Raw genomic sequence first — 12363 nt, 5'->3', positions numbered from 1 at the left:
CGAGTAAAGCTTTTTTCTTTGTTTTAATCTTTTGCAACAAGCCCATAAGTCGCAGATGGCAATGCTTAGAATAATAACGACGTTTCAAATGATTGATTTACGGTGTAATGAAAAGTGCTTAAAAAGCTTTATGGATAACGACCTTATTCAGCAGACGGTGGGGTAGCCCATCATCAATTTTATAAGGACGATGGCAGTATCGCTCTTCGTGAAGTTTTCGAATGTAAACAAGGACAGTAAATGAAAATTATCATATCAGCAGGGTTACTTTGCCTTTTACTGGGTGGATGTGGCGTGATAAATAAAGAGCGAGTACCTGATGAGGTTCCTGATTGGACAGTAGCTTATACCATGCCATCATTTTATCCAGTGAGGGTCACAAAAGCCTATGGTATTAATAAAACAGAAGACTGGACTTCTATTTTACATACTCATAGTCAGTTTATGACGGTCAGTGGCCTTAAACGCGTGAAAGAGTTTCTACCCAATTATGATGGTTATGGAATGCCATTAAGAAGTTTTTCTACAATCGCCTACTATGAACAAGTAAGGTACACCAATCACTTACCGGATAAACTTGTACTTTATTGGACATCCTTGTTTGATGCCAAATTTTATATCACAGAACTAAATGTCACGCCAAAAATGAAAGCGCTGATGTATAAAAAACAAAACCGAATTGAGTCTGATGGAATAAATCGTTCTTGTTATCAAAGTCAGTTTGATTTTGGTTTTCTACCTAATGGCCAAGTAAAAGTATGGTTAGAGGGGTGTGGTAAATATACTTATGTCACAGAGTTATCTCCCATCGCGACACCTAATACTGATTATAATGGGAGTACTTATTCTGATCATAACCAGACTAGAAACTCTGTTTTAAACAGAGCTAAAAAAGCCAATGCAATACTAGTCCCTATCCCTTGGAACAAGGTAAATAAGATATATACATCGAAGAATTATACTGTAGAGCAACTTCATTAATAATGGCTTATCGCCTTGCAGCTTTCTGTGAGGCGGTAACTATCTCACCGAGCATGTTAAGAGATGATGATAGTTTCTGGTTAAATTTAACGTGTCACTACGGTATTAGATTAGCAAAAAGTTGGTAATAAATTCAGTACACGATATAAATCACTGTTATTAACTTGTTTATAAATATCTAGTTAGATCGACGTATTTAATCACCAACTTAACATAACATCTGTTATATCTACCAAATTTATAAATTGCTGAATAACCTTGTTTTTTGATTATCTCGCAAATTGTGTCCAGCGTGATAATTTAGGATTGAGTAACATCATTAATAAAATAACAACGTCATATTAAAATTTATTTGAGGTGACTTTCTTAGGATAAATAATGTGCATCCTCCTGCTATTGGAAATGATGATTACCATGATGGTTCATCATAAATTAGTTTTGTAAATGATGTAATACAGGATGAGAGAGCTATTTTTTTGGGGTCTGCCTAATAGCTGACCTGTTAATCAGCGGTGCTGATATCCTTTAAAATAATCAAAAAATAACATTTTAATTTGTGCATCTAAATTTAATAGTTATATATTTTATACCGACAGCCCTTATATTACGTTAATCTACGTAGTTAAAACTGCTGCCAAATATCATGAATAACAGGTAATGTTGATACCATCAATAATAATGACATCGATATGTTAAACCAACGTAAATAAATAGGTTTTTCGAGATAACAGCGAAGAAGTGAACTAAACAATAACCAGACACCAACGCAAGGAAACAATATAAAAAAAAATGTAGCCGCGATTATCAAATTTTGGGATATATAGTGCTCACCTACAGTGGTAAATGCTGAGATTGCCCCAATAGCAACAACCCATGCTTTAGCATTCACCCATTGAAATAACATCCCCTTCATAAACCCAAACTGTTTTGTTTGCTTGTTGACCACCTCAATTCTACTGCTTCTAGCTATTAGCCCAGCCAAATAAAGCAAATAAGCTGTACCAGCAATTTTTATGGTCAACGTTAGATGAGGAAATAGATCAAATAATTGACTAAACCCTAATCCGACTAGTAAGAGCATTATCGTAAAACCAAGACTAATCCCTATTAATAAAGGCAAACTTTTTCGCACACCAAAGTTAAGACCGGATGTCATAACCATTATATTATTAGGACCAGGAGTTACCGAAGAAGAGATAGCAAATAATGCAACAGATAGTACATACTCCAAACTTATTTCCTCTTAATTTTTTAGTTCTTACTATTCATTAAACAAAATCATTTATATCAATATATATCGAACATTAAGTTGATATGATATATGCACAAAATTCTTAGCAAAAGGAGCACCCAAATTTATATAAATGATTTTAGGGGATATATCGTAATAGTTAGCCTATCTATACAAACTAAATTTCTTGGTTACCTCTCGAATTACTTCTGTTTCGCCAAATAGGCATATTCCTAAGTAATTCATTTCTAATTCTGGTGTTTCCTTTGTCTTGGACTGCTGCACTGTTGAACCACCTTCAATCATGGTGTGGGTAAAAACGGTGAATTTAATTCCTCGAGCAATAGCTCCTTCTCTTACCTTCCTAATTTTATTTGAGTTGTCTGCTTTCAAAACGATAAATGGGTAATGAGATACACTACTATGTAGGTTGTTATCCAGATCCGTATAGTCAACATAGACCGCATCATCGGGCGTCAGCAAGTTCGACAAGCCGACGCTAATGTGACCAAGAACATTGGCTGCACGCCCAACATCCATTTTTTATTTAGAATCGCAACAAATCGTTTTTCCGTTTCATCTGATAGATTATTCATTGATTGACCTTATTAGTTAAAGTATGGCTCATCTAATTGTTATATATACTATATATAGCTTTACACGAAATGTGCTTGCGCATATTGTGGTGATTAAACAAATAACACAATAAAAGTGACGTATGGATAGTTATAACGAAAGAATCTTGCAAGAGTTAACTACGAATGGAAAAATCACAAATGCAGAACTAGCACAAAAGATAGGCTTATCTGCATCTGCATGCTTGCGCCGCGTTCAAGAATTAGAGAGTAAAGGAATCATTAAAGGGTATCGTGTAATACTTGATTACAAAGCACTTGGTCGCGGCTTTGTTGCGTACGTTACAGTCGGTCTTTCTACACATACAAGTGAGGCACAGAAAAGTTTTGAAAAAGCCATTTCGCTATCACAAGAAGTCGTGGAATGTCATAATGTAACGGGGAGATTTGAATACCTATTACGTATAGAAACTACAGATTTAAAAAGTTACAAAGAATTTCATTCTAACACCCTTGGAATGCTCCCTCACATTGCAATGATTACAACTCATGTGGTTATGGAGTCGACCAAGGATGAACGAGCATAATCAGGTAATATGTGTAACTTTTTATATCCATCTATAGTTTTAATATGCAAAATAGCACGTTAATCAAATTCGTTGTACAACGCTCAGTTCTGTCCAATACAAAGCAAAATTATCACAGTTAGAAACATTGATCATTTTCTGTTTGGATTTTGAAAGTTACCCTAGAAATAAGAGTCGCTTGATGTATACAAGCGATCCCACAACAACCATATCGACGAACATCCCTATTGATTCAATATAATATCTGTTACATCTACTAAATTTAGAAATGCCATATTGAACTATTTTCAAATCATAGGCTTTTCTATGAACTGGAATCAATAAATGTTGCTCACTATGGCTGCAAATAAATTAAGCCATTTCTATCTTATGTTGTTATCTTTATTCAATAACACTTAGAAAATAACATTATTATCTAGCTCAAGATAAGGTGATGAAAGTGAAATTACTTTAAGTCTCTTACCTGAATCAACTTGTACATCAACACTAACGACGTGATTATAAATCAAGCAATAATTACAGGTTAATTCCACTTGCTCATACTCAAATTCACAACCATTAGCACAAAGCCAACCTTTTTGTTGTACTGGAATAATGGGAAAACGTCGAGAAACAACAACAGATAGCAATTGTGTTGTTATATCCATTGTAAAAGATGTTATACAAAAAGTGTTTAATGAATATTCCCCGTTAGCATTTAGCCCTGTAACAGTGGTTTCAAATCCATCTGATACTTGTAATAATATCGATCCTTCAAGCTGCACTTTTTTCATTGCCAGTATTTTCTCTATCATCTCCATTTCCTTTCTTTCATTTTTTAATCACGAAAAATACCTTAGCGAGCGAATTAATCGTTACGCTATTCTCGGCACTTTCGCAATGACCTTGTCATAATGACCATTGTGTCAATGTTGATTAACTACATGTTAAATAAGAAAATAATCATGTTTCATCTCTTTTTATATTAAATAACAACAATAAAGAAGGAATAGATGGTAGATTCGTAGGCAGTGTTGTTACTGGGTTAACAACAAGAGGACTTCGATAACTTGACGCAATGGTCATAATGACAAGTTTTAGATAACTTTAGGTTTATTTCTTGGAATCGATGTTTTGAACGATTTAAATACCGCTCTGTCATTGATAAATTGCCTTTGCCATGGCCATGACCAATCCAAATGGATGCTGCAAAAACATCATTCATTAAGGTTGCAACTTTCTGAACCGCTGATTTTCGGCAAGAATGCAATCCTAATTTAATATCTTTTAATTTATTTTTTAATGAATAACTTATTTTTTTTATTACGTTGTAAACACTTTGTCTGGATAAAGGCTTATCTTTGTTTGTGATTGATTTATTACGAATGAGTTCATCTCGAGGAAATAAATATGTACGCCCTTTGTGTTTTTTTAATCGTCGAGAAAGCATTTGTTCTATAGCTTTAAATGATGAAAAATCGATTTGCCGAGAGTGGGATGGCAAGGTTCTTCTTAAAGAATTGTAAATTTGAGGTTTTTCTTTATCGTAGTAATGCTGTTTTGCTTTTTCATAAGCAACACCCAATTGATATTCTTCTGCTATAAAACCCAACTCATCTAGCGAAGTTGCCAACCTGATAATCAACGATGCGTTTAGGTCGACCATGTGTTTTCGTAGCCATTGCCTCCCTTTTATATTCCATTGTTTATCAAGGTGCTGGTTAACTTTTCTGGTTAATTTCGCTTTGTCGGCTTTTGTATTTGATAATGTTATTCTTTTCTCTTTTAAATTGATCTGTGAAAATTTTAACTCCCTACATTCTATATTTCTCAAGCCAAAAGTGACACAAAGTAGAAACATATCAAACCAAAAATTATCTATTTTTTTCGCTTGCTTTAAAAACTGAGGAATTAATTTATCAGGGATTGCATCAACGGCTAAAGTTCTTTCATTCATCTTAAACTCTCCTAACGGTATTCAATATCACATATTTAAATTTAGCCCATTTATCTATTTTTAGACATTATTATACCGCTACTATAACTGCAGATTAAAATTAGTTCGTTAATTTGAGGTAATACTTGTTGTGACTAAATGGGACTTGAACTAGGGATAAATACAGAAATACTGGACACCCATAACTTTTTACTTAGATAGTGTCATTCCAAAAAAGAATGCGGGTGATGATGATAAGAAATCTACCCACAGTGTGTTGAGTTTTTAAAGTAAAGATATGGCTGTCCTATGTTTAGTCCAGACGTAAAAAAGCCCGCAATTGCTTGCGGGCTTCTATATTTGGCTTCACTCTACTGAACTTGAACCAGTGATACTCGGATTAACAGTCCGCCAAGCGTCTAATAAAAAGCAACCAACTAAGCTAAGAGGGAATTGTTTGGAGCAAGCAACGGGAAGCTAACCCACATCACCTATTATTTTCTCCAGACGTAAGAAAGCCCGCAATTGCTTGCGGGCTTCTCTATTTGGCTTCACTCTACTGGACTTGAACCAGTGATACACGGATTAACAGTCCGCCAAGCGTCTAATAAAAAGCAACCAACTGAGCTAAGAGGGAATTATTTGGAGCAAGCAACGGGAAGCGAACCCACATCACCTGTTATTTTCTCCAGACGTAAAAAAGCCCGCAATTTCTTGCGGGCTTCTCTATTTGGCTCCCTCTACTGGACTTGAACCAGTGACATACGGATTAACAGTCCGGCGTTCTACCAACTGAACTAAGAGGGAATTGTTTGGAGCAGGTAGCGGGAATCGAACCCGCATCTCAAGCTTGGAAGGCTGGAGTAATAGCCATTATACGATACCTGCGATGTATCTTTACAAATTATGGTGGTGGGAGAAGGATTCGAACCTTCGAAGGCAGTGCCGGCAGATTTACAATCTGCTCCCTTTGGCCACTCGGGAATCCCACCGAAATTTAATGGTGCCGACTACCGGAGTCGAACTGGTGACCTACTGATTACAAGTCAGTTGCTCTACCTACTGAGCTAAGTCGGCACACTAATTTCTTTTTTTACTACCAAGTCGAAACTTGATAACTAAATATGGCGGAGAGATAGGGATTTGAACCCTAGATACGCTATAAACGTATGCTGGTTTTCAAGACCAGTGCTTTCAACCGCTCAGCCATCTCTCCGTAAGTGCGGTAAATATTATAGTCATCTGCTGTATCTGTAAAGCGAAAAAACACAAAAAAGTTCCAATCAAACAAATTTTAACCGTAAAGTCTAAAATAAAAACATTTCACTGATTGTAATAGCCTGTTTTTTACGTTTATAACGTCATATTGATAATTATAATCATCGCTAAGTACAATCAGATACGTTTTTTTATCACATACAATTGTAATTTCATTCAAATGTTAACCAAAGGCAACGTTAATTATTACTCGTACACAGCTCGCAAATATATAAATAGTGGAACTATTAGCCTATATAATACTAATTTTTGTCATTTATAATTTTTTATGTTGATCAATAAAGCCTTAAATATGTCAATCGATATTAAAAGAATAACCCCACATAAATCATTTATCATGCGAATATAAAAACCCAATTAATTAATATTAGTTATGTTTTTAAGTGTATTTCATAAACAAAACTTGTATCTGGGTTGTCTTTATATCGTCGAGTGTTAACATATTTTAAAGATTACTATCAACTCAATATAAAGAGATTTACAGTGTACCTATCTATACAATACTTACGGGCTTTAGCAGCAATAATGGTGGTTATTGCTCATTCAAACCATAAGGCAATGATTTACAACATCGATCTTCTGAATTTCGTCAAAATTGGCGGAGGCGGGGTTGATCTGTTCTTCATTATCTCAGGTTTTATCATGTGTTTAACTGTAGATAGAAATCGACAATCCTTTACTTCATTTATGAAATCCCGTGTAATACGTATTGCACCTTTATATTGGATTTTAACTTGTGTCGCTTTAACCATTTACTTAATTAATCCGGCCTTAGTCAATTCATCGTCTTCACATTCAACGTCTATATTCTCTTCTTTTACTTTAATCCCTAATGGACATCCATATTTAATCAATAATGCATGGACATTAAGCTATGAATTCTTTTTCTATTTAATCTTTGCTTCCTTCTTATTTTCTAAAGACAAACAAAAATTATTTACATCGATTGCTTTAATTATTTTAGTGATTGTAGGTCTTATATTCCCACCTGCACATCCAAAATGGGTTTTAAACCCAGCCACATTTATTACAAATCCAGTTTTAATCGAATTTGTACTAGGCATCGTTGCATATAAAATCATAACTAATAAAATGATTTCAATGAAAATGGCAGCTATAGCAACAATAGTGGCATTGATATTACTGATTGCTCATAATTTTGATTGTTCACTTTTACCTACCTCATTAGGTCGTGTTATTACCTATGGTATTCCAATGTTCCTATTATTTATTGGGTTCGTTTCTTTAGAATCAAAAATGCCAAAAATTAACCTACTATATCAATTAGGCATGTCATCATATGCACTATATCTAGTACACCCATTTATTATTTCTGGTGTTACGATCGTAATGCGTAAGCTAGGCCTGATCAATATTGGCCCACTTTATGTAACAGCATTAGTCGTTGGTAGCGCCATTGCTGGTTTCTTATGCTATAAATTTATAGAAATGCCAATTGACCGCTTCTTAAAAACAAAGATCAAAAATAAACCAGTTACTGCATAACAAAGTAAGTCATACCATCACAGGGGCGTTTTCTACGCCCCTTTTTACTTTTTTGAATCAAAGATAATTATCTTATGCCTGCTTTGTTTATAGAATGGATGAATTTTTTAGGAAGTTTACTCACCTTTATTCACAATTTACTTGAGCTATTTCGGTGATTTCTCGTCAACATCAATAATAAATCATAACCAATTGATTAATATTAAATTTACATTGTAAATAAGCATAAATTAAAGTTAAAAAAATGGCGTTTCTATTAAGTTAATAGAAACGCCATTTCTAAATTTCACTACCATATTGGTATTTATGCAAACTTCATTTCTCCATTATTATCAAGATAAAGTGCCGCTTTCTCTTGACTGATCAACTGTGCTGCATAAGACGGTGTAACTGCACGTAATTCACCTTTCGTTGATAAGAAAGTTCCTTCCCAAGCTTGATCGCGGTATGTACCTGACTCTAAAATTTCAATAACGACTTTCATGGTTAACCTCAACGTTTAATAAAAATAGAATAATGAAAAAACCCTAAGGCAACTCATTTTTTTTAAATCTACCAGTATTAAATTAATTGTCATCCCATGTAAATTGCAACGTTAGATACACAAATAGAGAGCATGAAAAACCATTCTTCGTTAATTACCTTCTAAAATGCGTTAGCGTTTCTTTTTATGCTTAGTCACCAACAACAAAATAGCAATAACATATTGAATTTAAATAATATATATTTAAATTCGCATTATAAATACGATCCGATATTATTTAAACTCAGCATTGATAACCTATCAATGTACTGAGCAACAATGATAACCACAGATCATGTAAAGCAAGTTTTCATTTTTGATCAATACAACAGACCAAAATTGGAAGTTAGCTATTTTATTCAATAAAAAAACCCGCGTTTAGTACGCGGGTTAATGATAACAATATAATTTTATTCGCTTAAATAGCCCAACCGCCAGCGTAGAACACCACTAATGCGATTGCGATAATAACCGTACCAATATTTAATCGTTTAAAATCACCAGACACAACGCGACCAATAACCAAACTCACAAAACCAAGCATAATACCTGTAACAATATTGCCTGTTAGCACAATAAAGACGGCACATAACAACCCAGATAACGCATCAACAGAGTCGTTCATATCTAGCTTGCTCACATTACTTAGCATCAATAAGCCTACATACATTAAAGCTGGCGCAGTTGCGTAAGCGGGAACTAAATAGCTTAAAGGCGCTAAAAACAGCATGAGAACAAACAAGAGTCCAACCGTTGTTGCCGTTAGACCTGTTTTACCACCGGCAGCAGTACCCGCAGCAGATTCAATATAAACAGCTGCTGGAGAGCCTCCAACAAAACCAGCAAAAATACTACTTACTGAATCGGCAGTTAACGCTTTACCGCCACTAATGATATTGCCACGTTCATTCAATAAATTAGCTTGGCCTGCCACCGCTCGAATCGTACCTGTCGCATCAAAAATAGCCGTCATCACTAACGCAAGCACTGTCGGTAAGATCACGGGGTTAAGCGCACCCATAATATCTAAAGAACCAACTAAAGAGCCTTCACCACCAAATGTAGGCAGTGCAAACAAGCCATGGTATTTCACATTAGGATCGAAAATGAGACCAAAAACTGAAATAGCAATAATGACGAGCAAAATACCGCCAGGTACTCGACGTTTTTCAAGACCTATAATTGCAGCCAACCCTACCAATGACATAATCACAGGCAATGACATAAAATGGCCAAAAGCCACCGGTAAGCCTGCTTGTGGATTCTTGATAACCAAACCCACACCATTAGCGGCAATCAATAATAAAAATAGTCCAATACCAATACCTGTACCATGTGCAATTCCTGTCGGCATATTTCTCATGATCCAACCGCGAACACCCGTCACAGTGATCAGCGTAAATAGAACCCCCATTAAAAATACAGCACCAAGAGCAACAGGAATGCTGACCCCTTGTCCAAGTACTAAGCTAAAAGCAGTAAAGGCAGTAAGCGATATCGCACAACCAATGGCCATTGGTAATCTCGCCCACAGTCCCATCAGTAATGAACCAAAAGCTGCAACTAAGCAGGTTGCAATAAAAACAGCACTTTGATTAAAACCAGCCGCACCTAACATGCTTGGTACAACAATGACTGAATATACCATTGCTAAAAAGGTCGTTAACCCAGCGATAATTTCTTGTTTAACACTGCTACCACGCTCAGATATTTGAAAATAACGATCTAAGCCGTGCGCTGGTAAACTTTGGGTATTGGATCTATTGTCAGCAGACATGATGTCTTCCTATAATTTTCTAGTTTCAAACCGTCATCACTGGCCATAATTTATTACTGCGCCAACGCAAACGTTTACGTTTTCAAAAAAAAGAAAAGGCTGAAGTGATTATCTTCAACCTTTATATGATCTCTACCTGAGGATGATACCTAAAAAGTAACCTCTACCGCCACTAGAAACTACTTTTTTTTGCCTATTTAAAATAACAGACTTACAGTTATCATAAAAATCCCTTATCGCCTTAATGAAAAATACTACCAAAAAAACCGTGATCTACGCATCATATATTCCACCAGTAATCTAATTAATAGTAATTAATTCTATTTAATCCTACTATAAGTAATGATTATACAATTTTTTTCTTTACAACTAGACGTATACTCAGCAGCACGAACAAAAAAAGACTATTAGCTGATTATTGACTCTGCAAATATCTCAATTTGCTTTATCCATAATTTTTGACTCTTTATATAGAGCGTTAGGTGATTGCAATGAAACATACACTTTGGCCTGCATTTATTGATGTTGTAAAACGCGATGTTGTACCAGCTCTTGGCTGTACTGAACCCGTATCCGTTGCATTAGCAGCAGCAATTGCCGTAAACAAACTTAATATTAATCATCAACAAATTACCGGAATTGAAGCGTTCGTATCGGCTAATTTAATGAAAAATGGTATGGGTGTAACTGTACCTGGTACTGGAATGGTCGGGCTAGAAATCGCCGCAGCGACGGGTGCTATTGCAGGCGACAGTCAGGCGCAATTAGAAGTTCTCAAAAACCTTACTCCTGAAGATGTTGCTATTGCAAAAGCGATGCTTGATAAGAAATTAGTAACCGTTAGTGTTGCGAATGTCAGTAATATTCTGTATTCCAAAGTCACCGTCTTTAGTGGCGATCGCTCTGCAAGCGTCATCATTGCAGATACTCACACTCATATACTTGCAATAGAAGAAGACGGAATAACAACTTACATTGCTGATCCAAAAAATACGACTCACTTGGCCAAAGAAAAAGTTAATACCAATCCTTTCACTGATGCTTGTGCTCAAGATATTTTTGACTTCGCAACACAAGCACCATTAGCAGATATTAGCTTTATTGAGCAAGCTTACCAACTCAACAATGCACTTTCGATTGAAGGCTTAGCGGGTAACTATGGCCTTCAAGTGGGCGCAACTTTTCAGCGTAATATTGATCGCGGCTTGCTATCATCAGGGCTATTAACAGACGTATTACTACGTACTGCAGCAGCTTCTGATGCTCGAATGGGTGGCGCCATGAAACCGGCGATGAGTAATTCAGGTTCAGGCAATCAAGGTATTGCTGCGACTATGCCAGTGGTAGTCGTCGCTGAATTTATCAAGGCGACTAACGAACAATTGATTCGTGCTTTAATGCTGTCACATTTAATGGCGATTTATATTAAAAGCCATCAAAACAAATTATCTGCTTTATGTGGTGCAACAACGGCATCAATGGGTGCTGTTGCTGGTATGACATGGCTACTCGGTGGCAATATTCAACAAATTAGCGCAGCAATCAACAGTATGATTGGTGATATCGCAGGCATGATCTGCGATGGTGCAAAAACCAGTTGTGCAATGAAAGTATCGTCATCTGCAGGCTCTGCCATAAAATCTGCATTAATGGCACTTGATGGCTTTAGTGTTACAGGTAATGAAGGTATTGTTGCAAACGACGTTGATAGTACTATTCGTAACCTTTCAGCGTTAGCGAATGGTTCAATGACACAAACTGATGTTCAGATCCTTGATATCATGATTAATAAATAACCATACATACCGCTAACTTGTGGATAAATCCTCTAGATATATAGATAAAGCCAGATAACTCAGTTGCTTTTTTATTATAATCTAGAGGACTATATTTTCTTATTTACTAGATCATAAGAAAAAAACAGTAAAAATAGCATTTTCCCACCTCTTGATATTCTTTTTAGTTATAAAATATTACTTCTGGTTATTTA

General features: G+C 35.6%; 9 protein-coding genes, 6 tRNA genes and 1 pseudogene. 4 read left to right on the top strand and 12 right to left on the bottom strand.

Translation table 11 applies throughout. The features are described from left to right. Nucleotides 1-240 precede the first annotated feature (240 nt). Nucleotides 241-981 (top strand): DUF2931 family protein, encoded by a 741-nt coding sequence (locus ACJZU6_RS16595; RefSeq protein ID WP_408901437.1) that lies wholly within the window; start codon nucleotides 241-243, stop codon nucleotides 979-981. A 622-nt stretch (nucleotides 982-1603) separates the two neighbouring features. Here the strand turns inward: ACJZU6_RS16595 and ACJZU6_RS16590 are convergent. Together ACJZU6_RS16590 and ACJZU6_RS16585 are read right to left on the bottom strand one after the other, a co-directional pair. Further along, on the bottom strand, nucleotides 1604-2212 hold the full coding sequence (locus tag ACJZU6_RS16590) for a LysE family translocator (RefSeq protein ID WP_408901436.1): 609 nt from the start codon (nucleotides 2210-2212) through the stop codon (nucleotides 1604-1606). A 165-nt stretch (nucleotides 2213-2377) separates the two neighbouring features. Then, nucleotides 2378-2808: pseudogene (locus ACJZU6_RS16585) on the bottom strand (DUF2000 domain-containing protein). A gap of 122 nt (nucleotides 2809-2930) precedes the next feature. Here ACJZU6_RS16585 and ACJZU6_RS16580 point away from each other — a divergent pair. Further along, nucleotides 2931-3374: an Lrp/AsnC family transcriptional regulator gene (locus ACJZU6_RS16580; RefSeq protein WP_408901435.1), complete on the top strand. Its 444-nt coding sequence runs from the start codon at nucleotides 2931-2933 to the stop codon at nucleotides 3372-3374. Between the two features lie 395 nt (nucleotides 3375-3769). Here ACJZU6_RS16580 and ACJZU6_RS16575 read toward each other — a convergent pair whose 3' ends face one another. From ACJZU6_RS16575 to ACJZU6_RS16540, 8 genes are all read right to left on the bottom strand, one after another. Continuing rightward, nucleotides 3770-4168: a hypothetical protein gene (locus ACJZU6_RS16575; RefSeq protein WP_146144498.1), complete on the bottom strand. Its 399-nt coding sequence runs from the start codon at nucleotides 4166-4168 to the stop codon at nucleotides 3770-3772. 230 nt (nucleotides 4169-4398) lie between these two features. Next, nucleotides 4399-5310, bottom strand: a complete 912-nt coding sequence (locus ACJZU6_RS16570) for a hypothetical protein (protein ID WP_408901434.1) — start codon at nucleotides 5308-5310, stop codon at nucleotides 4399-4401. A gap of 525 nt (nucleotides 5311-5835) precedes the next feature. Beyond that, nucleotides 5836-5927: transfer RNA gene (locus tag ACJZU6_RS16565), tRNA-Asn, on the bottom strand. A gap of 93 nt (nucleotides 5928-6020) precedes the next feature. Continuing rightward, nucleotides 6021-6096 (bottom strand) — tRNA-Asn (locus tag ACJZU6_RS16560). Between the two features lie 6 nt (nucleotides 6097-6102). After that, nucleotides 6103-6177, bottom strand: a tRNA-Gly gene (locus ACJZU6_RS16555). Between the two features lie 19 nt (nucleotides 6178-6196). Continuing rightward, nucleotides 6197-6281: transfer RNA gene (locus ACJZU6_RS16550), tRNA-Tyr, on the bottom strand. A 9-nt stretch (nucleotides 6282-6290) separates the two neighbouring features. Further along, nucleotides 6291-6366, bottom strand: a tRNA-Thr gene (locus tag ACJZU6_RS16545). A gap of 48 nt (nucleotides 6367-6414) precedes the next feature. After that, a tRNA-Ser gene (locus tag ACJZU6_RS16540) sits at nucleotides 6415-6505 on the bottom strand. A 545-nt stretch (nucleotides 6506-7050) separates the two neighbouring features. On the opposite strand from ACJZU6_RS16540, the gene ACJZU6_RS16535 reads away from it, so the two are divergent. Further along, on the top strand, nucleotides 7051-8073 hold the full coding sequence (locus tag ACJZU6_RS16535; RefSeq protein WP_080156451.1) for an acyltransferase: 1023 nt from the start codon (nucleotides 7051-7053) through the stop codon (nucleotides 8071-8073). A gap of 304 nt (nucleotides 8074-8377) precedes the next feature. On the opposite strand, the gene ACJZU6_RS16530 is transcribed toward ACJZU6_RS16535, so the two are convergent. Both ACJZU6_RS16530 and ACJZU6_RS16525 read right to left on the bottom strand, forming a co-directional pair. After that, complete coding sequence (locus ACJZU6_RS16530; RefSeq protein WP_408901433.1) at nucleotides 8378-8557, bottom strand: hypothetical protein; 180 nt, start codon at nucleotides 8555-8557, stop codon at nucleotides 8378-8380. A 457-nt stretch (nucleotides 8558-9014) separates the two neighbouring features. After that, on the bottom strand, nucleotides 9015-10373 hold the full coding sequence (locus ACJZU6_RS16525; RefSeq protein ID WP_107276802.1) for an NCS2 family permease: 1359 nt from the start codon (nucleotides 10371-10373) through the stop codon (nucleotides 9015-9017). Between the two features lie 491 nt (nucleotides 10374-10864). Here ACJZU6_RS16525 and ACJZU6_RS16520 point away from each other — a divergent pair, with 491 nt between their 5' ends. Further along, nucleotides 10865-12169: a serine dehydratase subunit alpha family protein gene (locus ACJZU6_RS16520; protein ID WP_408901432.1), complete on the top strand. Its 1305-nt coding sequence runs from the start codon at nucleotides 10865-10867 to the stop codon at nucleotides 12167-12169. The last annotated feature ends 194 nt before the right edge of the window (nucleotides 12170-12363 follow it).

Origin of the sequence: Photobacterium piscicola, assembly GCF_046058925.1 — a bacterium.
GTDB lineage: Bacteria > Pseudomonadota > Gammaproteobacteria > Enterobacterales > Vibrionaceae > Photobacterium > Photobacterium piscicola.
This window is presented reverse-complemented; position numbering and strand designations above follow the sequence as displayed.